Genomic DNA, 20883 nt, shown 5'->3' with positions numbered 1-20883 from the left:
TCTCCAACCCCTCTCGCCATGAACACCATGCACCACCGATCCTCCCGCACCGCTCCCCGCTTCGCGCCCACCCCGCTCGCCCTCCTGCTGCGGCAGTGCCTCGGCGCCGGCCTGGCTCTCGCCGCCGCGGGCGCGGCCGCGCAGGCCACGAGCCGCGCGGCGCTGGACGAAGTGGTCGTCTCCGAGCAGGCCGAGGCCATCGGCGGCCTGCAGAAGACCTACGCGGGCGGCCAGTTCGCGCGCGGCGGCAGCCTGGGCATCCTGGGCACCACCGACCTCATGAACGTGCCCTTCAGCACCACCAACTACACCTCCGAGCTGATCCAGAACCAACAGGCCCTGAGCGTGGCCGACGTGGTCATGAACGACGCCTCCGTGCGCACGCTCACCTCGCGCGGCGGCTTCGGCGACGACTTCCAGATCCGCGGCTTCACCGTCTCCAACGGCGACATCAGCATGAACGGCCTCTTCGGCCTCGCCCCCTCCACGCGCATCCCGCTGGAGATGATCGAGCGCGTGGAAGTGCTCAAGGGCCCGGGCGCGCTCGCCAACGGCGTGGGCCCCAATGGCAGCATCGGCGGCAGCATCAACGTGGTCACCAAGCGCGCGTCCGACATCCCGCTCACGCGCCTGACCGCCACCTACATGGGCAAGGCAGAGTTCGGCACCCACCTGGACGTGGGCCGCCGCTTCGGCGAGGACAACCAGTGGGGCGTGCGCGTCAACGGCCTGGTGCGCGGCGGCGAGGGCAACATCGACGGCGGCAAGCAGAACCTGAACCTGGGCTCGGTCGGCCTGGACTATGCCGGCGCCCGCACGCGCTGGTCGCTGGACGCCATCGCCACGCGCGGCGAAACCAAGGAGTTCCGGCCCCAGACCAGCTTCGCCGGCTCGGCCACGGCCGTGCCCGCCGTGCCCGATGCGCGGCTCAACTTCTACCCCGGCACGAAACTGCAGGACAACGTGAAGACCGTCCTGTCGCGCCTGGAGCACGACCTGAACGACAGCACCACCGTCTACGGCAGCGTGGGCTACACCGACCTCGACTACGAACAGACCTTCCCGAGCGGCCGCCCGGATGCGGCGGGCAACTTCAACGTGTCGAACGCCTACTACGACCAGTACACGAAATCCAAGGCCGCCGACGCCGGCCTGCGCACGCGCTTTTCCACCGGCGGCGTGAAGCACACGCTCGCGCTGGGCTTGAACTTCCTGGACCAGGAGACGGGCTACTTCTACGCCACCTCGGCCACGTCGGCCCCCTCCAGCCTCTACAACCCCGCCCCCCTGCCGCCCATGACCGTGGCGCGCGGCGCGCCGGGCAAGAGCTCCGTCACGAAGCAGCACAGCATCGCCATCGCCGACACGATGTCGTTCGCGAACGACCGCTTCCTCGTCACGCTCGGCCTGCGCGACCAGACCATGCAGCAGGACAACTACAACCCGGCCAGCGGCGCCGCCACGAGCCATTACAAGAAGAGCGCCGTCACGCCCCTGGCCGGCCTCGTGTTCAAGCCCGCGAAGAACATCTCGCTCTACACCAACTACACCGCCGGCCTCACGCGCGGTGCCACGGCCGGCGTCACCACCGCCAACGCCGGCGAGACCTTCGCGCCGCAGAAGTCCAAGCAGCACGAAGTGGGCGTGAAGGTGGACTGGGGCCGCATGACCACCCAGGCGGCCCTCTACCAGATCAAGCGCCCCGGCGCCATCACCGACCCCGTCACCAACCTCTACAGCTTCGGCGGCGAGCAGCGCAACCGCGGCCTGGAGCTGACGGCCTACGGCGAGATCCAGCGCGGCCTGCGCCTGATGGCCAGCGCCGCCTTCAACGACGCGAAGGTCACGCGCACCGCCGGCGGCACGAACCAGGGCAACGACGCCGCCGGCGTGCCCGACCGCACCTTCAACCTGGGCCTGGACTGGGACACGCCCTGGGTGCCGGGCCTGAGCCTCAACGGCCGCGTGATCCACACCTCGCCGGTCTATGCCGACGCCGCCAACCGCCTGCGCGTGGGCCAGTGGACGCGCCTGGACATCGGCGCCCGCTACGCCACCAAGGTCTCCGGCAAGCCCGTGGTCTTGCGCGCCAGCCTGGAGAACGTGTTCGACAAGAACTACTGGGTGGTCAGCAACTACGTGACCGTGGGCGCGCCGCGCACGCTGATGCTGTCGGCGGCGGTGGATTTCTGAGGTTTACGCCAATCGCAAAACCTAAGAACGTGTTCAAAGTCTCCTGAGCAGAAGTGCCAGGAAGGCCAAGTGGACGAACTGCAGACTGGTGTTGAGCCAACGCTCGCAGTTCTTCCACAGCCTGCGGTTCTTCTCCAGCCATGCGAAGCTGCGCTCGACCACCCAGCGCTTGGGCATGACCTTGAAGGTGTGCAACTCGCTCTTCTTGGCAATCTGCACCGTGACATGCTCACCAAGCGCCTCTCGTACGCCCTGCGCGAAGGGCTCGCCCACGTAGCCGCTGTCACACAGCACGCTTTCGACTTGCCCGAGGCCCGACCTGCACCGCGCGAATGCCTGCAGGGCTCCCTTGCGATCGGTCACTTCGGCGGTAGTGACTGCCACCGCGTGCGGCAGTCCCTGGGTGTCTACCGCAATGTGGCGCTTGATACCCGAAACCTTCTTGCCCGCGTCATAGCCCTTCAAGGCCGCCGTGTCCGCATTCTTCACGCTCTGCGCGTCCACGATCAAGAACGCGCTGCAGGCGTTGCGCCCCAGTCTCTCGCGGGCCGCGCCAACCTGATTTTTTTAAAGCCCGCTCCAGCAGGCTACCGCCTTCGCGCTGCTCGCTCCAGATGGTCCAGTACGAATGCACCGTGCGCCACTTCGGAAACTCCTCAGGCAGCATGCGCCACTGGCAGCCGCTACGCAGCAGGTAGAGCACCGCACAAAACACCTCGTAGAGGTCCACACGCCGGGGGCTGGTTTTCTTGCGCGCGCTCTCCAGCAGCGGTTTGATGGCCTCGAACTGGGATCGGCTTATGTCGCTCGGGTAGCTCTTTCTCATCCCTCGAGCTTCTCATGGCTCAGCGGGAGACTTTGAACACGCTCTAAGGACGGGCGGCCTCTGGTCGCCCGCCCGCACCGGGGTGCAAGGATCGCTCCAGCCTCTCGCGGATCGCTTCGGGCTTGTGCTCGCTGCGATTGATGGGCTCGCAGCTTCCCAGGGGCCCCGTCCGCGCCGGAGCGGAGGGTTGCTCATAGGAGAGTGTTTCGCAGTCGCACCGCAGCCGGGCCTTGAGGGCCTGCGTGCGCCTGTGCCGAACTTCGGCGACCCAGCAGGCATCGGCGCAGCCGCAGGAGCGATAGGTGAGCACTTCGCCGGAGTGCGGCCAATCCAGTGGATAGGGTCTGGTCCCGCTGGCCGCTTGAAGGCCTAAGCCGGCAAGAACACAGCCAGCCAGCAGGTGCAGGGGACGGCTCAGCATGTGCCTGCGGCCATGGCACTGCGGAATGTCACCGGTACCCGATACGACATTCGCACCTGCACCATGCTCACTTGTCCCACCAGGTCCGAATCTCGACCGTGACGACGGGTTTGTCTTCTCCGGGTCGTGCTTGCGGCGCTTTCCCGAGGAAATGGAACCAGGTGAGATAAACACCCAGCGCGAGTGCCGACGCATAAAGCCATGCGAATGACCAAAAGAACGCAGCGCACAGCGCACCTGCGAACGGACCGAAGACGTGCCAGTGCCACGCGACCGGCCGGCCCGTCACCCAGGCCCGGCTCATGAAATACAGGGACAGCCATGCGTAGGGTACCGCCATGCCGATCAGCGCCACAGGACCGACCGTCGCATCCCGGACCAGCGATACCACGGCCGCTCCTGTAACGCCGATCAGAGACATGGCGACCCCGATACTCGAAAGCAGCCAGCAGACAAGCGCCACGGCGAACCGCCTTCCGTTGGATGGTGCATGGGGGGTGGGAAGGGGTGGCAGGGCCATGGACGCGGCAACCGAAAAATGTGACTTGTCCATTTTGCTGGGTTTCGCACGCACCACGGATGTTTTGCGAAGAGCAACGGACAGGTCCAGCAAAGCAGTGCTGGCCCAAGTGCTCAATCGCAGGCAGCACAGCCAACCCGACAAGATGGGGCGACACCGCCACAAGAGCGGGTGCGAGCGCAACAAACCCCATGGGCATCGCCGCCCTGTTCCGCCCCAATGCGAACGCTTCTGATCCCCGTGCGCATGCAAACCGCCGGTCCGGGGGCTTTCGCGACAAACCGCCGCGCCGGCGCGATACTCCCCGCCTCACGAAAACAAGGAAAACACCATGCAGGGCAACCCACAGGTCGTCGATTACTTCAAGGACCTGCTGCGCGGCGAACTGGCCGCGCGCGACCAGTACTTCATCCACTCGCGCATCTACGAGGACCAGGGCTTCGTGAAGCTCTATGAGCGCCTGAACCACGAGATGGAGGAAGAAACCCAGCACGCCGACGCGCTGCTGCGCCGCATCCTCTTCCTGGGCGGCCTGCCCGACATGCGCCCGCGCGAGTTCACGCCGGGCACCACCGTGCCCGAGATGCTGCGCAAGGACCTGGACACCGAGTACGAAGTGCGCGCCGCACTGCAAAAGGGCGTGCAGCTGTGCGAGAGCGTGCGCGACTACGTGAGCCGCGACATCCTGCTCGCGCAACTGCGCGACACCGAAGAGGACCACGCCTACTGGCTCGAAAAGCAACTCGGCCTCATCGAGCGCGTGGGCCTGCCGAACTACCTGCAGTCGCAGACCGCTTCCGGCACGCCATGAGCCCCATGTCGGCGAGAATGCTGCCTCGTTAGCTACCAAAACAATAGCAAAAAGCCGCACCGTCGCCGGTGCGGCTTTTTTTTGTTTCCAGGGCGCCCCGCACACGGGGGCACCGCCCTCTCGCGGATCAGTCGTCCAGCAGCGAGAGGTCGCGCACGGCGCCCTTGTCGGCGGACATCACCAGCTTGGCATAGGCCTTGAGCGCAGCCGACACCCGGCGCGGGCGCGGTTGGACGGGCTTCCAGCCCAGCGCGTTCTGCGCCTCGCGGCGGCGGGCCAGTTCCTCGTCGGAGAGCAGCACGTCGATCGTGCGGTTGGGGATGTCGATGCGGATCTTGTCGCCGTCGCGCACGAGGCCGATGGCGCCGCCGGCCGCCGCCTCGGGCGAGCAGTGGCCGATCGAGAGGCCCGAGGTGCCGCCCGAGAAGCGCCCGTCGGTCAGCAGCGCGCAGGCCTTGCCCAGGCCCTTGGACTTGATGTAGCTGGTGGGGTAGAGCATTTCCTGCATGCCGGGGCCGCCCTTGGGGCCTTCGTAGCGCACGATGACCACGTCGCCGGCCTTCACCTTGCCCGCCAGGATGTTCTCCACGGCCTCGTCCTGCGATTCGGTGACGTGGGCCGAGCCCTCGAACACGTGGATGGATTCATCCACGCCCGCGGTCTTCACCACACAGCCATCGAGCGCGATGTTGCCGCGCAGCACCGCGAGGCCGCCCTCTTTCGAGAACGCGTGGTCGTAGGAGCGGATGCAACCCTCGGCGCGGTCCAGGTCCAGGCTGGGCCAGCGCGTGTTCTGGCTGAACGCCACCTGCGTGGGAATGCCCGCGGGGCCGGCCATGTAGAAATGGCGCACGGCTTCGTCCTGCGTGCGCACAATGTCCCACTGGTTCAGCGCGTCGCCCAGCGTGGGCGCGTGCACGGTGGGCACGTCGGTGTGCAGCTTGCCGGCGCGCTCCAGCTCGCCCAGGATGGCCATGATGCCGCCGGCGCGGTGCACGTCCTCGATGTGGTACTTGTTGGTGTTGGGCGCCACCTTGCACAGCTGCGGCACGGTGCGCGAGAGGCGGTCGATGTCGGCCATCGTGAAGTCGATGCCCGCCTCGCGCGCGATGGCCAGCAGATGCAGGATGGTGTTGGTGGAGCCGCCCATGGCGATGTCCAGCGTCATCGCGTTCTCGAAGGCCTTGAAGCCCACGGAGCGCGGCAGGATGCGCTCTTCATCGTGCTCGTAGTACTGGCGGGCCAGCTCCACGATGCGGCGGCCCGCGCGCTTGAAGAGCTGCTCGCGGTCGGCGTGCGTGGCCACCACGGTGCCGTTGCCGGGCAGCGAGAGGCCCAGCGCCTCGGTGAGGCAGTTCATGGAGTTGGCGGTGAACATGCCCGAGCACGAGCCGCAGGTGGGGCAGGCGGAGCGCTCCACCTCGGCCACGTCGGCGTCGGAGTAGTTTTCGTCGGCGGCGATCACCATGGCATCGACGAGGTCGAGCTTCTTGAACTCGATGGTCTTGGTGACGGGGTTGGCCAGGCGCGTCTTGCCGGCCTCCATCGGGCCGCCGGAGACGAACACGACCGGGATGTTGAGCCGCATCGCGGCCATGAGCATGCCGGGGGTGATCTTGTCGCAGTTGGAGATGCACACCATGGCATCGGCGCAGTGCGCGTTGACCATGTATTCGACCGAGTCCGCGATGATGTCGCGGCTGGGCAGCGAATACAGCATGCCGTCGTGGCCCATGGCGATGCCGTCATCGACGGCGATGGTGTTGAACTCTTTCGCCACGCCACCCGCAGCCTCGATCTCGCGCGCCACGAGCTGGCCCAGGTCCTTCAGGTGCACGTGGCCGGGCACGAACTGCGTGAACGAGTTCACCACGGCGATGATCGGCTTGCTGAAGTCTTCGTCCTTCATGCCGGTGGCTCGCCACAGGGAGCGGGCGCCGGCCATGTTGCGTCCGGCGGTGGAAGTCTTGGAACGGTATGCGGGCATCGTGGGTCGGGGGATCGGTTGGGGGATCGGTTGCGCAGGGCAACACAGGATTATCCTCCAGTGCTTTTCTCCCGCCGGGCCACGTGCCCTTGCCTTGCCGCGATGAAGGCCCGCCATCTGAAAGGCGGGCATCCAGTCTGCCGATCAAAAGCGGGCGCCGTGCGATGCAGTGAGTGCGCTTCGCCCGCAGCGCATGCACCCGCACGCCCTCACCCATCCGAAGGCCGCGGAGCAGGCCACGCCAGCGGACGCCGTGGATCGGGCTCCGCCCGTCCACCAGCGTCGTCCCCCTTGGGGGAAGACGCCGAAGGCGGCTCAGGGGGTTACCTCGGCTTCCGCGGCCGCACGCCCATGGCTTCCTTGTTCTTGTCGATGCGGTCCTGGCGGCGCTGGTCCATCTTCTCCATGGCCTTGCGCTTGGTGTAGCCCGTGGCATCGGCCCAGGCCCACCATGCCGCGGTGACAGCGAACGGCGTGAGCACCCACCACCAGCTCCAGTTCGCGACGGGGCCGATTTCAAGGTATTTGAGCAGCACCAGGAGAATTCCGAGACCCAGGGTGTACATGGTGGCGACCTCCAGTGCTGCGCCGTGCGGCGGGCCGGCCGGATGCGGAACTCCCTGGCCCCGGCCCCGTCAACCCCGACTACTACAATTTCATTGAGTCGCATACTACCCCACACGAAAGCCCACCCGATGAAGCGCACGCTCCCCCTCCTCCTGCTGGCCTTCGCAACCGCCACGCCCGCCCTGGCCGACCAGGCGCTCGCCACCGCAAAGAACTGCATGGCCTGCCATGCCGTGGACAAGAAGCTCGTCGGTCCGTCGTTCAAGGACGTGGCCGCCAAGTACGCCGGCCAGAAGGACGCCGCGGACAAGCTGGCCGCCAAGATCATGAAGGGCGGCTCGGGCGTGTGGGGGCCGGTGCCCATGCCCGCCAACGCGCAGGTCAACGACGCCGATGCCAAGAAGCTCGCGGCCTGGGTGCTGACCATCAAGTAAACCGTTCGGCCCCTCCGCCCGGCCCCAAAGCCGCCTGCGATCCAGGCGGCTTTTTCTTGCCCGGCGGCGCCGGCCCTGTCTCGCGCCGTGCGCGATCTGCGATTTCAGAGCACCGGATCGCGCCGCTTGGTTCGCAACTGGTCTTCCAACTGCCCCACGTAGGCGGCGGTGGTGTTGTCGGACTCCTGCACGCGTGCCGCGAGGTGCGTCTCCAGCACCTCCAGGCGCGCCAGGAGCGCGGCGTGGCCCTGCTGGTGCTGCGTTTCCAGGAACACCCGCAGTTCCGTGAAGCGCGATGCCTCGGCCTTGTCGGCGAGTTCGCGCTGCGTCTGCATCTCCTTGGCGTGCCGGCGCGTCTCGAGCATCACCGAGCCTTGCAGCGACAGCACGTAGGCGATGAAGAAGACCCCCAGCAGCACGGTGAGCCCCAGCATCAGCAGGCCCAGCGGCGCCTCGAACGAGGTGATGCCCAGCGAGATGAACGAGGGCGTGGCCAGCGTGCTCCAGTTGAGCGCGGCCAGCACGGCGATGGCCGCCACGATGAGCAGCAGGACGATGGATCGGATGGACATGGCGTTTCTCCCCGGTGTGGATGCCGAACGCCATGGCATGCCTGCCGCCACGGCGCGTTCGCCGGAGGTTGTAACCCGGCCCTGGCGCCTGCCCGGGGTGGACGGCGCCGAAACCGGCACCGTCCTACAGTGGGGAAACACGTGCTCACAGGTGGGGTGCCTCACGGCGCCGTCGCTTCGCGACATGAGTGCTCCCCGAATCCTGCCAGCAGCTTCGCTGCGCGCCTTGGAGCGCTTGATTCTGCCGTCACATCACATCGCCTTCGGCGATATGAGTGCCGTCAAACCTTGCGATGCGCTACGCGCTGGGTCGCCTCACGGCGCCCCCGCTGGATCAATTGGCCTGCGCCAACTGATCCAGGATCGCAGGGTTTTGGTGATCACGTCACGTCGCTTCGCGACATGAGTGCTCCCCGAATCCTGCCAGCAGCTTCGCTGCGCGCCTCCCGGCGCTCCTGGATCAGTTGGCCTGTGCCAACTGATCCAGGATGGCAGGATTCTCCAGCGTGCTGGTGTCCTGGGTGATCTGCTCGCCCTTGGCGATGGAGCGCAGCAGGCGGCGCATGATCTTGCCGCTGCGGGTCTTGGGCAGGTTGTCGCCGAAGCGGATGTCCTTCGGTTTCGCGATGGGGCCGATTTCCTTGGCCACCCAGTCGCGCAGTTCCTTGGCGATGGCCTTCGCCTCGTCGCCCGTGGGGCGTGGGCGCTTGAGGACCACGAAGGCGCAGATGGCCTCGCCCGTGACGTCGTCGGGGCGGCCGACCACGGCGGCCTCGGCCACGAGGTCGGTCTTGGCGACCAGCGCCGACTCGATCTCCATCGTGCCCATGCGGTGGCCCGAGACGTTCAGCACGTCGTCGATGCGGCCGGTGATGCGGAAGTAGCCCCGGTCGGCCGAGCGCACGGCGCCGTCGCCCGCGAGGTAGTAGCCCTTGAGCTCATCGGGGAAGTAGCTCTTCTTGAAGCGCTCGGGGTCGTTCCAGATGGTGCGGATCATGCTGGGCCAGGGGCGCTTGATGACCAGGATGCCGCCCGTGCCGTTGGCGATGTCGTTGCCCGCCTCGTCCACGATGGCGGCGGCGATGCCCGGCAGCGGCAGCGTGCACGAGCCCGGCACCAGCGGCGTGGCGCCCGGCAGGGGCGTGATGACGTGGCCGCCGGTCTCGGTCTGCCAGAAGGTATCGACGATGGGGCAGCGCTCGCCGCCCACGTTACGGTGGTACCACATCCAGGCTTCGGGGTTGATGGGCTCGCCCACGCTGCCCAGGATGCGCAGGCTGGAGAGGTCCCAGTTCCTGGGGTGCACCTTCTCGTCGGCATCGGCCACCTTGATGAGCGAGCGGATGGCCGTGGGCGCGGTGTAGAAGATGGAGACCTTGTGGCGCTCGATCATCTGCCAGAAGCGGCCGGCGTTGGGGTACGTGGGCACGCCCTCGAACACCACCTGCGTGGCGCCCGCGGCGAGCGGCCCGTAGGCCACGTAGGTGTGGCCCGTGATCCAGCCGATGTCGGCCGTGCACCAGAAGACGTCTTCGGGCTTCAGGTCGAAGGTCCAGTCCATCGTGAGCTTGGCCCACAGCAGGTAGCCGCCGGTGGCGTGCTGCACGCCCTTGGGCTTGCCGGTGGAGCCGCTGGTGTAGAGGATGAAGAGCGGGTGCTCGGCGCCCACCGGTTCGGGCGCGCATTCGGCCGGCTGGCCGGCCAGGGCGTCGCCAAAGGTCTTGTCGCGGCCCGCCACCATGGCGCAGGCGGTGGCCGTGCGCTGGTATACGAGGATGCTGCGGATGGTGTCGCAGCCGCCCATGGCCAGGGCCTCGTCCACGATGGCCTTGAGGGGCAACTCCTTGCCGCCGCGCATCTGGTAGTTGGCGGTGATGACGGCCACCGCGCCCGCGTCGATGATGCGCTCCTGCAGCGCCTTGGCCGAGAAGCCGCCGAACACCACGCTGTGCGTGGCGCCGATGCGCGCGCAGGCCTGCATGGCGACCACGCCCTCGATGGTCATGGGCATGTAGATGAGCACGCGGTCGCCCTTCTTCACGCCCTCGGCCTTGAGCGCATTGGCGAAACGGCCCACGCGGTCGAGCAGCTCGCGGTAGGTGACCTTGGTGACCGCGCCATCGTCGGCCTCGAAGACGATGGCGGTCTTGTGCTCGGTGGGCGTGCCGACGTGGCGGTCCAGGCAGTTGGCGCTGGCGTTGAGTTCGCCGTCGGCGAACCACTGGAAGAAGGGCGCGTTGGATTCGTCCAGCGTGCGCGTGAAGGGCTTGGTCCAGCGCACGTTCTCGCGCGCCAGGCGCGCCCAGAAGCCTTCGAAGTCGCGCCCGGCCTCGGCTTGCAGGGCCTCGTAGCCGGCCATGCCCGAGATGCGGGCGGCTTTCTCGCAGGCCTCGGGGGGCGGAAACACGCGGTTTTCCACCAGCACGGATTCGATCGCGGACGAGGACGCACTCATTGGCTTTGTCTCCAGGGGTCGTTTTGAAAGGTTTCCGGCGTACTTTCCGGGGCCGCACTTACACGCCACTGACGCTTTTCCAGCACCGCCCACACGCCTTCGCGGCCCACATGCTACGCCTACCACAGCCCCCCGCCCCGGGCCACCGGGATGTCCCGGGAATCGGCTCTAGAATCGCGCCGCACTCCCGCTCACCGCAGCACTACCCGGACTTTTTCCACCCCGCCATGGCTTCTCCGCACTCCAACGCTCCCCATTCCAGGAGCCCTTCCCTGAGCCCCCTCGCCTCGCTGATCTTCGCGAGCCGCTGGCTGCAACTGCCGCTGTACCTGGGCCTGATCGTCGCCCAGGGCGTGTACGTGTGGCACTTCCTCGTGGAGCTGTGGCACCTGGTGGAGGCCGCCTTCGGCAACACCACCGCGCTGCAGGCGCTGGTCAACAGCGTGGGCTACAAGCCCGGCGTGGAGGTCACCATGCTCAACGAGACGGTGATCATGCTGGTGGTGCTCGCGCTCATCGACGTGGTGATGATCTCCAACCTGCTCATCATGGTGATCGTGGGCGGCTACGAGACCTTCGTGAGCCGCCTCAACCTGCACAGCCACCCCGACCAGCCCGAATGGCTGGGCCACGTGAACGCCTCGGTGCTGAAGGTGAAGCTGGGCCTGTCGATCATCGGCATCAGCTCGATCCACCTGCTCAAGACCTTCATCAACGCCGCCAACTACGACGAGAAGGTGCTGATGTGGCAGACGATCATCCACGTGGCCTTCCTGGGGAGCGCGATCGCCATCGCCTACACGGACAGGCTGCTGAACGTGTCGCACGAGAAGCACTGAGCCCGCCTTCGAGCCTCCCGGGCCCCGGCAACCCCGAGAAATCGGGTGTTCCGGGGCCCATGTCGTTGTGGAATGGACTTTTCTTGTTATCAAAAAGATAGCAAGCGTCATGGCCCGGCGCGGCCGGGTCCGCGCCCTTGCCGCGCCCGCGAGTAACACATCCCGAAATCCCGGTGTTTTGACTCAATAACACCAAATGCCTACACTTTCGCGGTGTTTTACAACCTGCAGCGCAGGTAATCCGCGCTTCCCGCAAGCCTGGATCCCCCCGTCGGCCGCCGTTGCCCCGCATCCGGCCGCCGACACCATGGCCGGTCCCCGGCCCTGATGCCCCTTCGCGGGGCGCCGGCGGAGTCCTCGCAGCCCCGACCTCTCCGGCGCGCGCCCCCTGCCCTTGCGCACCGCCTTCGCGTGCCATGCGGGCCAAACCCGGGCCGTTCTCCGTGCCCACCGTTTTCCGGCGACGCCGGCGCCTTCGCCCGCGCCGCGCGCCGCCGCCGCATCAGGTTTTCCGCCGCGTGACCGGCCCCGGGCCCGGGCAGGCGCTCCGCCCATGGAGCGCCTGCCCGGGCGTGTTCGTTCAACCCGTTTCCAACCGAGGGAGGACCCACGACGTGGCCAAGCAAATCACCATCGACCATGTTTTCAAGGTATTCGGCGACGCGCCGGAGACCGCGCTCGAACTCGTGCGCCAGGGCTGCAGCAAGCAGGAGATCCTGGCGCGCACCGGGCAGTCGATCGGCGTCTTCGACGCCTCTTTCACCATCGAGGCCGGCGAAATCTTCGTCGTGATGGGGCTGTCGGGCTCCGGCAAATCGACGCTGGTGCGCATGCTCAACCGGCTCATCGAGCCCACCGCCGGGCGCATCCTCGTCGAGGGTGCCGACATCAACGCCCTCGCGGACCGCGAGCTGCGCGCGCTGCGCCGCAAGGACATCAGCATGGTGTTCCAGTCGTTCGCGCTGATGCCGCACATGACGGTGCTGGACAACACCGCCTTCGGCCTGGAGCTGGCCGGCGTGGACCGCGCCGGGCGCCAGCGCCAGGCCGCCGCCGCGCTGGAGCAGGTGGGCCTGGCCTGCTGGGCGCAGAGCTATCCCGACGAGCTTTCGGGCGGGATGCAGCAGCGCGTGGGGCTGGCCCGCGCGCTGGCGTCGGACCCCTCGATCCTGCTGATGGACGAGGCGTTCTCGGCGCTCGATCCGATCATCCGCACCGAGATGCAGAGCGAGCTGCTGCGGCTGCAGCAGATCCGGCGCCGCACGATCGTCTTCATCTCTCACGACCTCGACGAGGCCATGCGCATCGGCGACCGCATTGCGATCATGAAGGACGGCCACGTGGTGCAGGTGGGCACGCCCGACGAGATCCTGCGCAACCCGGCGGGCGACTATGTGCGCGACTTCGTGCGCGGGGTGGACGCGGCGGCCGTGTTCAAGGCCGGCGACATCGCGCGGCGCCCGCTCACCGTGGTCTCCGAGCACCGCGACCGGGGCGCGCGCGCGGCGCTGCAGCTGCTGCAGGACCAGGACCGCGACTACGCCTACGTGGTGAGCCCCGCGCGCCAGTACCTGGGCACCGTCTCCGCCGACTCGCTGCGCGGCGCGCTCGACGGGCACGTGGGCCCGCTGGGCCTGCACCACGCCTACCTGCCCGGCGTGGACGCGATCGCCGCCGACGCGCCCGTGGCGGACCTGTTCGGCCAGGTGGCGCAGGCGCCCTGCGCGCTGCCCGTGGTGGAGGGCGGCGGCCGGCTGCGCGGCGTGATCAGCAAGACCACGCTGCTGCGCTTCCTCGACCGCGACACGCCGCCCCTGCCGCCCACGGCCCCGCCCGCCACGACCACCGCCGCCGCAGAAGCGGCAAGGAGCCCCGCATGAACGCCACGCCGATGACCACCTCCGCCGAGACCGGCGCCACGTCCGCCCTGCCCGCGACGGCGCCGGACACCAACCCCTGGGCCTCGGCGGGCGACGGCCCGGCCGCCGCCACGCCCCTCGATGCGCCGCAGGCACCGCCCGCCACGGAGCCGGCCGCGCCCGATCCCTGGGCGGCCTCCACCAGTGCAGGGGGCACGGACGGCAGCGGCGGCGCGGACTGGCTGAACGCCGCGCCCGACCCCGGCGCGGGCGCCGCAGCGGCCCCGGACGCGCTCGCGGGCGCCGATCCGTCCCAGGCGGCCGGCGGCCTGCACCTGTCGCAGTTCTGGGACGGCTCGCTGCCCGTGGAGCACTGGATCAACCAGGGCCTCACCTGGGCGGTGGAGCATTTCCGCCCCATGTTCCAGGGCGTGCGCGCGCCGGTGGATGCCACGCTGGCGGGCGTGCAGTCGGTGCTCATGGGCCTGCCCGCGCTGGGCATGATCGCGGTGATCGGCCTGATCGCGTGGCAGTTCGCGGGCCGCGCGCTGGCCCTGGGCACCGTGGTGTCGCTGCTGCTGGTGGCGATGCTGGGCATCTGGCCGGAGGCGATGGTGACGCTCTCGCTGGTGCTCACCTCGCTCGCGTTCTGCCTGGTGCTGGGGCTGCCGCTGGGCATCCTGCTGGCCAGCAGCGACCGCGCGCAGCGCCTGCTGCGGCCGGCGCTGGACGCGATGCAGACCACGCCCGCCTTCGTGTACCTGGTGCCGGTGGTGATGCTGTTCGGCATCGGCAACGTGCCCGGCGTGGTGGTGACCATCGTCTTCGCGCTGCCGCCGCTGGTGCGCCTCACCAACCTGGGCCTGCGCCAGGTGCGGCCCGATCTGGTGGAGGCCGCGCGCGCCTACGGCGCCTCGCCGCTGCAACTGCTCTGGAAGGTGCAGCTGCCGCTGGCCCTGCCCTCGATCATGGCCGGCATCAACCAGGCGCTGATGCTCTCGCTCTCGATGGTGGTGATCGCCTCGATGATCGCCGTGGGCGGCCTGGGGCAGATGGTGCTGCGCGGCATCGGCCGGCTCGACATGGGGCTGGCCGCCGTGGGCGGCCTGGGCATCGTGCTGCTCGCGATCACGCTGGACCGGCTCACGCAGGCGCTGGGCCAGCCCCGGCGCGGCGCGCGCCAGTGGTGGCGCACGGGCCCCGCGGGCCTGCTGGCGGCCCTCCTCGCGCCGCGCCGCCCTGCGGCGCCGGCCGCCAGCCCTGCAGCCAGCCCCGCGCGGGAGGCCGCAAGCCCCGCGCAGGCCGGCGATGCCCCCCATGCCGGCCAGCGCCCCGCCCTCGCGGGCTCGGGCCGCTGAATGCGCCACCGCCCTTCCCTCCCATCCGCATGACCAGGAATCCATCCCCCATGACCATTGCCATGACCCGCCATCCCCACCCCGCACCCGCCTCGCTCCGCCGGGCGGCCGGCGCCGCGCTCTGCGCGCTCGCCGGCCTGCTGGCCCTGGCCGGGCCGGCGGCCCGCGCCCAGGACCTGCCCGGCAAGGGCGTGAAAGTGCAGCCGCTGCAAAGCTCGAACGCCGAGGAGGCCTTCCAGACGCTGCTCGTCTCGCGTGGGCTGCAAAAGCTCGGCTACGACGTGCAGCCCATCAAGGAGATCGAGTACGCCACGGCCCACGTGGCCATCGCCAACGGCGACGCGACCTTCATGGCCGCCCACTGGGACCCGCTGCACGCCGACTTCTACAAGAACGCGGGCGGCGACGCGAAGCTTTGGCGCAAGGGCGCCTATTCGACCAACGCGACCCAGGGCTACCTGATCGACCGGAAGACCGCCGAGCAGTACAAGATCACGCACATCGACCAGCTCAAGGACCCGAAGCTCGCGAAGCTCTTCGACACCAACGGCGACGGCCGCGCGGACCTCACGGGCTGCAACCCCGGCTGGGGCTGCGAGGCCGTCATCGAGCACCAGATGAAGGCCTTCGGCCTCTCCGGCACGGTCACGCACGTGCAGGGCAGCTATGCGGCGCTGATGGCCGACACCATCACGCGCTTCAAGCAGGGCCAGCCCATCCTCTACTACACGTGGACGCCCTACTGGGTGAGCGGCGTGCTGCGCCCGGGCCAGGAGGTGGTGTGGCTGCAGGTGCCGCGCTCGTCCCTGCCGGGCGAGCAGGCCGGCATCGACACGAAGCTGCCGGACGGCAAGAACTACGGCTTCGTGCTCAACACCCAGCGCATCGTGGCCAACAAGGCCTTCGCGGAGAAGAACCCGGCCGCCGCGAAGCTCTTCGAGGCGATGCAATTGCCCGTGGGCGACATCAACGCGCAGAACCTGGCGATGAAGAACGGCCAGAACAAGCAGGCCGACATCGAGCGCCACGCGGACGGCTGGATCCGCGCGCACCAGCAGACCTTCGACGGCTGGGTCCGGCAGGCCATGGCGGCCGCGGCGCACTGACGCCCGGCGCGGCCACGCGCCGTCAGGCCGCGGCCCCCTCCTTCTGGAAGGCCTGCGAGAAGTCGCAGCACGACTGCGCGAGCATGACGATGGAAGACACGAGGGCGCTGCGGTGCTCGCCCTTGTGCATGGCCACGTAGGGCACGGGCGGCAGGGCAGGTTCGACCTCGATGACCTCCAGCATGCCCGCCGCGACCAGCGGCACGAGGCATTCCCGGGGCAGGTAGGCCACGCCCAGGCCCGAGACGGTGAGGCCCGTGAGCGCCACGAGGTTGCTCACCACGATGGAATCGGCGGGCTCCACGCCGCGCTCGGCCATCCACGCGTCGTAGATGCGGCCGGTGCCGGAACTGCTGCCCTGCACCAGCATGCGGTGGCGCGCCAGTTCGTGCAGGCGCACGGGGCCGTGCGCGGCACCGGCCACGAGGCCGGGCTTGCCCATCCACGCGCTGTCCACGCGGCCGACCTCGGTGGAGGCCAGGCGCGTGTCGGAGAAGGCATCGGGCACGATGACCAGGTCCAGCTCGTCGGCCAGGAGCTTGTCGCGCAGCGGCAGGCTGCCGTCCACGTCGGGCTCCAGGATCACCTTCGGGTAGTGCGCGCGCACCAGCGCCACCAGCCGGGGCAGCCAGGTCATGGCGGTGAGCTCGGTCACGCCCAGGCGCAGCCGCCGCTCGATCACGCCGGGCTTGCCGAACTGCTCCACGGCGTCATCGCGCTGCCGCAGCAGCTTGCGGGCGATGACGAACATCTCCTCGCCCTTTTCGGTCAGGCGCGCGGTGCGCAGGCTGCGGTCGAAGAGCGGCGTATCGAAGAGCTGCTCCAGCTCCTGCACGCGCTTGGAGACGGCGGACTGGGTGGTGTGCAGCCTGTGCGCCGCGGGCGCGAAGCCGCCGAGCTGCACGATCCAGTACAGCGCTTCCAGTTGCTTGAAGGTCATCATGGCCCAGGCCCCATCGATTGAATGAATCACTTTTCCTCATGTGATTCGAGCACAAAAAATCGCTTTTTTTCTACGCAAGCGGGCTTCCAGAATGCCTTCCACCCCCTTCGCATTCACTCCGGAGCCCGCCATGCCCCCTCGCAGCCCCTCCCGCCCCGCCTTGCCGGCGCTGGCCGCCGTCCTGGCCGCCGCCCTGCTGTCCCAGCCCGCCTCCGCGCAGGACATCGACACGCTGCGCAAGATCCAGGAAACCGGCACCATCGTGATCGGCAGCCGCGACAGCTCGATCCCGTTCTCGTACAAGCCCACGGGCAGCGGCGATCCGGTGGGCTTTTCCAACGACATCTGCCTGCGGATCGTCGATGCGGTGAAGGCCCGCCTGGGGCTGCCCGCGCTGCGCGTGCAGTACACGCTGCTCACCTCGCTCAACCGCATCCCGCTGCTGCAGAACGGCACGGTGGACCTGGACTGCGCCACCACCACGAACTCGGTGGCGCGCCAGCAGCACGCGAGCTTCGCGCCCAGCCATTTCGTGACCAACATCACCATCGCGGTGAAGAAGAACTCCGGCATCCAGTCGCTCGCGGACCTGGGCGGCAAGACGGTGGCCACCGTGGCCGGCAGCACCTCGATCCAGTTGCTGCGCAACCTGCGGCGCACCGAGAAGGTGGACGTGCAGGAGCTCTCGGGCAAGGACACGGCCGACGCCTTCCTGCTGCTGGCCAGCGGCCGCGCCGATGCCTATGTGCTGGACGACGTGCAGCTCGCGGGCCTGATCGCCACCTCGCCCTCCCCGGGCGACTACCGCATCCTCAAGGACGTGACGCTGCGCCAGGAGCCCTACGGGATCATGCTGCGCAAGAACGACCCGGCCTTCCAGGCGCTGGTGGACCAGACGGTGATCCAGCTCATGAAGTCGGGCGAGATGGAGCGGCTCTACGCGCGCTGGTTCACGCAGCCCATTCCGCCGAACAACGCGAACCTGAACTTCCCCATGACCGACGCCGTGCGGGAGGCCTACCGCAACCCCGGCAACAAGGGCGTGCAATGACGACGGCCGGCCCTTCCCCCAGCGGCGCGGCGCACCCCCACGGCCTGCCCTTTCCGCCGGCGCTGATGGCCGAGGTGCGCGCGCGCTTCCTGCACGTGGAGCGCGACCACCAGGGCCGCGAGCGGCTCTACTTCGACAACGCGGGCGGCTCGCTGCGGCTGCGCGCCGCCGTGGAGCGCCTCGCGCAGGTGGACGCGGTGCCCGACAACACCGAGCGCATTCACGACACCGCGCGCGAACTGCAGGGCATCCAGGCCGGCGGCGCGGACGACCTGCGCATGCTGCTCAACGCGCGGGGCGGCAGCGTGTACGCGGCGCTCACCGCCTCGGGCGCCATGTTCGACATGGTGCGCGCCGTGGCCGAGAACGTGCCGGGCACCAACATGGTCACCACCGTGCTGGAGCACCCCTCGGCCTACGACGCGATGGAGCGCTACGCGCGCCAGACCGGGCGCGAGCTGCGCGTGGCGCCCAGCAACCCGGCCACGGGCGGCGTGGACGTGGAGGCGATCGCGCGGCTCATCGACGCGGACACCTGCGTGCTGAACGTGATCCATGCCTCCAACATTTCGGGCGCCAAGCTCGACCTGCCGGCCATCGTGCGCGCCGCACGCGCCGTGAAGCCCGGCCTGCACATCCTCGTGGACGCCGTGCAGCACGCGCCGCACGGCCTCATCGACCTGCAGGCCGCGCCGGTGGACGGCATCAACATCGCGCCTTACAAGTTCTTCGGCTGCCGGGGCTCGGGCCTGGCATGGCTGTCGGACCGGGCCGCCGTGCTGCCGCACCACAAGCTCTCGGGCAAGGCGCCGGGCTTCTGGGACCTGGGCAGCGCCTCGCCCTGGCAGTTCGCGGTGCTGACCGAGATCGTGGATTACGTCTGCTGGATCGGCACGCACCCGCAGGGCGGCGGCGCAGCGCCCGATGCCACGCGGCGCGAGCGCTTCGCGGCGGGCATCGAGCGCATCGAACTGCACGAGCGCGCGCTGCTGCGGCGCCTGCTCGCGGGCGGGGGCGACGCGCCGGGCCTGCGCGCGCAGGAGGGCGTGCGCGTGTTCCTCGACCACGACGACCTCGCGCGGCGCGACCTCATCATCGCCATCGGCTTCGACCACCTCGACTGCACGGACGCGGTGCGCGAATACGCGCGGCGCGGCATCACGGTGTATGAGCGCAGCACGGCCAGCATCTACTCGCGCCGCATGCTCGAATCCTTCGGCATCGACGGCGCGGTGCGCGTCTCGCCCCTGCACTGCCACGGCGCGGCCGACGTGGACCGCTTCCTGCGCGCCACGCAGGACATCGCGCAGGCCCGCGCGGTGGCCCCATAGCCCCCGCAGCCCGCGGGCCGCGGGCTGCATGAATTTCCGTAATCGCAGAACCAACGCCGCGTTGGGCTGCGGGGCGGCCCGGGGCACGCGCCCGCCCATTTTTCTCCTCGATTGGCCCGCAAAGTGGGAACCCGTCACCCACAACGAAGGAGGAAAAGATGGCACAGACCTTGACCCGCACCCCCGCGGAAGCCGACCGCACGGACACCACCCGCCGCCGCCTGGCCCTGGGCACCCTCGGCTCCATCAGCTCGCTCGGCGTGGCCGGAATTCTGGGCTGCGGCGGAGGCTCGGACACCACGGCCACCGCGACCGACACCACCACCGGAACGGGGACGGGCACCGGCACTGGCACGGGCACCACGACGGACACCGGCACGGGAACAGGCACCGGTACGGGAACGGGCACAGGCACCACCACGCAGACCTGCTCCGTCGTGCCCGAGGAAACCGCCGGCCCCTACCCCGCCGACGGCTCCACCGCCAGCAACGCCACCTACAACGTGCTGGCCCTGAGCGGCATCGTGCGCACCGACATCCGCAAGAACATCGGCGCCACCAGCAACGTGGGCGGCGTGCCGCTGACCATCACCATCACGCTCACCAACACGCGCTCGAACTGCGCGGCGCTGGAAGGCTATGCCATCTACCTCTGGCACTGCTCGCAGGAAGGCAACTACTCGGTCTACAACGAGAACAGCATCGCCGCGAACTACCTGCGCGGCGTGCAGGCCACCGATTCGAGCGGCAAGGTGACCTTCACCACCATCGTGCCCGGCTGCTACTCGGGCCGCATGCCGCACATGCACCTGGAGATCTACCCCAGTCTCTCCGTGGCCACGACGGCCAGCAACAAGGTCAAGACCACGCAGCTCGCGTTCCCCACCGAGACGCTGAGCGCCATCTACAACGCCAACTCCGGCTACAGCGCCAGCGTGCGCAACCTGGCCGGCATCACCTTCGCCACCGACAACATCTTCAGCGACGGCGTGGAGCTGCAGATGACCACCATGGCCAGCGACGGCAGCGGCGGCTACACGGCCACGGCCACGATCTCCATCGCGGCCTGAGCGAACCGATCCCCTTGGGGGGGCATCGTCCCCCTCTTTTTTTCTCACCCCTTCCGGCTGCCCCGCGGCCGGCTTTCTTTTTTCCACCGACGCCATGACACACCAACGCACCCCCTCCACGCTGCCGCTGGCGGCGTTCCTGCTGGCAGCCGCCCTGGCCGCCCCCCTGGCCAGCGCGCAGCAGCCGCCCCACGACGGCCACCAGCCGCCCCCGCCGCCGCCCGAGGCCTACACCGCCTGCCAGGGCCAGACAGAGGGCGCCACGGTCACGCTCACCATGCCGGACGGCAAGACGCTGCAGGGCACATGCCGCACAATGAACGGCTCCCTCGTGGCCATGCCCGCCGGCGGGCCTCCGGGAGCAGGCGGCCCGCCGCCCGCACGCTGAGAAGGTGTGAAAGAACCCGCCATGGCCGCTCAACCCGCCAGAATGCGCCCGCTCTGCGTTGCAAATGCTCGCCGTAGCCCGAGCTACGGCTGTGCTTTGCGCCTGGATCGGGCGCATTCTGGCGGCCGATCGGCCCACGCCGGATTCATTCA

The 20883-nt window shown here is 68.9% G+C and carries 19 protein-coding genes; 12 read left to right on the top strand and 7 right to left on the bottom strand.

Annotation, left to right across the window (positions count from 1 at the left end):
• The first annotated feature begins 27 nt into the window (after positions 1 to 27).
• Positions 28 to 2193: a TonB-dependent receptor gene (locus AX018_RS05085; RefSeq protein WP_111876240.1), complete on the top strand. Its 2166-nt coding sequence runs from the start codon at positions 28 to 30 to the stop codon at positions 2191 to 2193.
• 33 nt (positions 2194 to 2226) lie between these two features.
• Here AX018_RS05085 and AX018_RS05080 read toward each other — a convergent pair.
• Together AX018_RS05080 and AX018_RS24610 are read right to left on the bottom strand one after the other, a co-directional pair.
• Positions 2227 to 3019 (bottom strand): IS5 family transposase gene (locus AX018_RS05080; RefSeq protein ID WP_170146180.1). Its coding sequence is split into 2 segments (ribosomal slippage): positions 2227 to 2761 and positions 2760 to 3019, totalling 795 coding nucleotides; the frame shifts between segments, so codons are not numbered across the junction.
• 488 nt (positions 3020 to 3507) lie between these two features.
• The gene (locus AX018_RS24610; RefSeq protein WP_146749219.1) at positions 3508 to 4053 is read right to left on the bottom strand and encodes a hypothetical protein; all 546 of its coding nucleotides are present in this window, start codon (positions 4051 to 4053) and stop codon (positions 3508 to 3510) included.
• Positions 4054 to 4291: 238 nt separating this feature from the next.
• Between AX018_RS24610 and bfr the strand changes: the two genes are divergently transcribed.
• Entirely contained in the window at positions 4292 to 4771 is a 480-nt protein-coding gene (bfr, locus tag AX018_RS05065; protein ID WP_111876212.1) for a bacterioferritin, read from the top strand.
• Positions 4772 to 4898: 127 nt separating this feature from the next.
• Here the strand turns inward: bfr and ilvD are convergent, their stop codons facing one another.
• Together ilvD and AX018_RS05055 are read right to left on the bottom strand one after the other, a co-directional pair.
• On the bottom strand, positions 4899 to 6758 hold the full coding sequence (gene ilvD / locus AX018_RS05060) for a dihydroxy-acid dehydratase (protein WP_111876211.1): 1860 nt from the start codon (positions 6756 to 6758) through the stop codon (positions 4899 to 4901).
• A 323-nt stretch (positions 6759 to 7081) separates the two neighbouring features.
• On the bottom strand, positions 7082 to 7324 hold the full coding sequence (locus AX018_RS05055; protein ID WP_111876210.1) for a TIGR04438 family Trp-rich protein: 243 nt from the start codon (positions 7322 to 7324) through the stop codon (positions 7082 to 7084).
• Positions 7325 to 7453: 129 nt separating this feature from the next.
• Between AX018_RS05055 and AX018_RS05050 the strand changes: the two genes are divergently transcribed.
• Positions 7454 to 7759: a c-type cytochrome gene (locus AX018_RS05050; protein ID WP_111876209.1), complete on the top strand. Its 306-nt coding sequence runs from the start codon at positions 7454 to 7456 to the stop codon at positions 7757 to 7759.
• A 104-nt stretch (positions 7760 to 7863) separates the two neighbouring features.
• On the opposite strand, the gene AX018_RS05045 is transcribed toward AX018_RS05050, so the two are convergent.
• Positions 7864 to 8331: a LapA family protein gene (locus tag AX018_RS05045; protein WP_111876208.1), complete on the bottom strand. Its 468-nt coding sequence runs from the start codon at positions 8329 to 8331 to the stop codon at positions 7864 to 7866.
• Here AX018_RS05045 and AX018_RS24605 point away from each other — a divergent pair.
• Positions 8330 to 8737 carry a hypothetical protein gene (locus AX018_RS24605; protein WP_146749218.1) on the top strand — a complete coding sequence of 136 codons (408 nt, stop codon included), beginning with the start codon at positions 8330 to 8332 and terminating at the stop codon, positions 8735 to 8737. The two genes, AX018_RS05045 and AX018_RS24605, sit on opposite strands and share 2 nt — an antisense overlap.
• A 54-nt stretch (positions 8738 to 8791) precedes the next feature.
• Here AX018_RS24605 and acs read toward each other — a convergent pair whose 3' ends face one another.
• Positions 8792 to 10786, bottom strand: a complete 1995-nt coding sequence (gene acs / locus AX018_RS05040; protein ID WP_111876207.1) for an acetate--CoA ligase — start codon at positions 10784 to 10786, stop codon at positions 8792 to 8794.
• A gap of 227 nt (positions 10787 to 11013) precedes the next feature.
• Here acs and AX018_RS05035 point away from each other — a divergent pair, with 227 nt between their 5' ends.
• From AX018_RS05035 to proX, 4 genes are all read left to right on the top strand, one after another.
• Positions 11014 to 11625 (top strand): TIGR00645 family protein, encoded by a 612-nt coding sequence (locus AX018_RS05035; RefSeq protein WP_111876206.1) that lies wholly within the window; start codon positions 11014 to 11016, stop codon positions 11623 to 11625.
• A gap of 614 nt (positions 11626 to 12239) precedes the next feature.
• Positions 12240 to 13505 carry a glycine betaine/L-proline ABC transporter ATP-binding protein ProV gene (gene proV, locus AX018_RS05030; RefSeq protein ID WP_111876205.1) on the top strand — a complete coding sequence of 422 codons (1266 nt, stop codon included), beginning with the start codon at positions 12240 to 12242 and terminating at the stop codon, positions 13503 to 13505.
• Positions 13502 to 14842: a glycine betaine/L-proline ABC transporter permease ProW gene (gene proW, locus AX018_RS05025; RefSeq protein ID WP_111876204.1), complete on the top strand. Its 1341-nt coding sequence runs from the start codon at positions 13502 to 13504 to the stop codon at positions 14840 to 14842. Before proV ends, proW begins: the two co-directional genes overlap by 4 nt.
• A gap of 62 nt (positions 14843 to 14904) precedes the next feature.
• Complete coding sequence (gene proX / locus AX018_RS05020) at positions 14905 to 15948, top strand: glycine betaine/L-proline ABC transporter substrate-binding protein ProX (protein WP_111876239.1); 1044 nt, start codon at positions 14905 to 14907, stop codon at positions 15946 to 15948.
• A 22-nt stretch (positions 15949 to 15970) separates the two neighbouring features.
• Here the strand turns inward: proX and AX018_RS05015 are convergent, their stop codons facing one another.
• Complete coding sequence (locus AX018_RS05015) at positions 15971 to 16888, bottom strand: LysR family transcriptional regulator (RefSeq protein ID WP_111876238.1); 918 nt, start codon at positions 16886 to 16888, stop codon at positions 15971 to 15973.
• A gap of 133 nt (positions 16889 to 17021) precedes the next feature.
• Between AX018_RS05015 and AX018_RS05010 the strand changes: the two genes are divergently transcribed.
• From AX018_RS05010 to AX018_RS04995, 4 genes are all read left to right on the top strand, one after another.
• Positions 17022 to 17942, top strand: a complete 921-nt coding sequence (locus AX018_RS05010) for an amino acid ABC transporter substrate-binding protein (RefSeq protein WP_111876203.1) — start codon at positions 17022 to 17024, stop codon at positions 17940 to 17942.
• Positions 17939 to 19273, top strand: coding sequence for an aminotransferase class V-fold PLP-dependent enzyme (locus AX018_RS05005; RefSeq protein WP_111876202.1), 1335 nt, complete (start codon positions 17939 to 17941; stop codon positions 19271 to 19273). The genes AX018_RS05010 and AX018_RS05005 overlap by 4 nt, the downstream gene beginning before the upstream one ends.
• Before the next feature lie 158 nt (positions 19274 to 19431).
• The gene (locus AX018_RS05000) at positions 19432 to 20343 is read left to right on the top strand and encodes a dioxygenase family protein (protein ID WP_111876201.1); all 912 of its coding nucleotides are present in this window, start codon (positions 19432 to 19434) and stop codon (positions 20341 to 20343) included.
• A 94-nt stretch (positions 20344 to 20437) separates the two neighbouring features.
• A complete protein-coding gene (locus tag AX018_RS04995; protein WP_111876200.1) occupies positions 20438 to 20731 on the top strand; it encodes a hypothetical protein in 294 nt (97 codons plus the stop codon).
• The last annotated feature ends 152 nt before the right edge of the window (positions 20732 to 20883 follow it).

The sequence above is a fragment of the Paracidovorax anthurii genome (assembly GCF_003269065.1).
In the GTDB taxonomy this organism is placed as follows: domain Bacteria; phylum Pseudomonadota; class Gammaproteobacteria; order Burkholderiales; family Burkholderiaceae_C; genus Paracidovorax; species Paracidovorax anthurii.
The sequence above is the reverse complement of the archived record's forward strand: the minus strand, read 5'-3'. Positions and strand labels throughout refer to the sequence as shown.

Excerpts from the sequence above, each read along its gene's own strand:
- AX018_RS05085 (WP_111876240.1), top strand. The coding sequence starts at position 28 with ATGCACCACCGATCCTCCCGCACCGCTCCCCGCTTCGCGCCCACCCCG.
- bfr (WP_111876212.1), top strand. The coding sequence starts at position 4,292 with ATGCAGGGCAACCCACAGGTCGTCGATTACTTCAAGGACCTGCTGCGC.
- ilvD (WP_111876211.1), bottom strand. The coding sequence starts at position 6,758 with ATGCCCGCATACCGTTCCAAGACTTCCACCGCCGGACGCAACATGGCC.
- AX018_RS05055 (WP_111876210.1), bottom strand. The coding sequence starts at position 7,324 with ATGTACACCCTGGGTCTCGGAATTCTCCTGGTGCTGCTCAAATACCTT.
- AX018_RS05050 (WP_111876209.1), top strand. The coding sequence starts at position 7,454 with ATGAAGCGCACGCTCCCCCTCCTCCTGCTGGCCTTCGCAACCGCCACG.
- AX018_RS24605 (WP_146749218.1), top strand. The coding sequence starts at position 8,330 with ATGGCGTTTCTCCCCGGTGTGGATGCCGAACGCCATGGCATGCCTGCC.
- AX018_RS05045 (WP_111876208.1), bottom strand. The coding sequence starts at position 8,331 with ATGTCCATCCGATCCATCGTCCTGCTGCTCATCGTGGCGGCCATCGCC.
- acs (WP_111876207.1), bottom strand. The coding sequence starts at position 10,786 with ATGAGTGCGTCCTCGTCCGCGATCGAATCCGTGCTGGTGGAAAACCGC.
- AX018_RS05035 (WP_111876206.1), top strand. The coding sequence starts at position 11,014 with ATGGCTTCTCCGCACTCCAACGCTCCCCATTCCAGGAGCCCTTCCCTG.
- proW (WP_111876204.1), top strand. The coding sequence starts at position 13,502 with ATGAACGCCACGCCGATGACCACCTCCGCCGAGACCGGCGCCACGTCC.
- proX (WP_111876239.1), top strand. The coding sequence starts at position 14,905 with ATGACCCGCCATCCCCACCCCGCACCCGCCTCGCTCCGCCGGGCGGCC.
- AX018_RS05015 (WP_111876238.1), bottom strand. The coding sequence starts at position 16,888 with ATGACCTTCAAGCAACTGGAAGCGCTGTACTGGATCGTGCAGCTCGGC.
- AX018_RS05010 (WP_111876203.1), top strand. The coding sequence starts at position 17,022 with ATGCCCCCTCGCAGCCCCTCCCGCCCCGCCTTGCCGGCGCTGGCCGCC.
- AX018_RS05005 (WP_111876202.1), top strand. The coding sequence starts at position 17,939 with ATGACGACGGCCGGCCCTTCCCCCAGCGGCGCGGCGCACCCCCACGGC.
- AX018_RS05000 (WP_111876201.1), top strand. The coding sequence starts at position 19,432 with ATGGCACAGACCTTGACCCGCACCCCCGCGGAAGCCGACCGCACGGAC.
- AX018_RS04995 (WP_111876200.1), top strand. The coding sequence starts at position 20,438 with ATGACACACCAACGCACCCCCTCCACGCTGCCGCTGGCGGCGTTCCTG.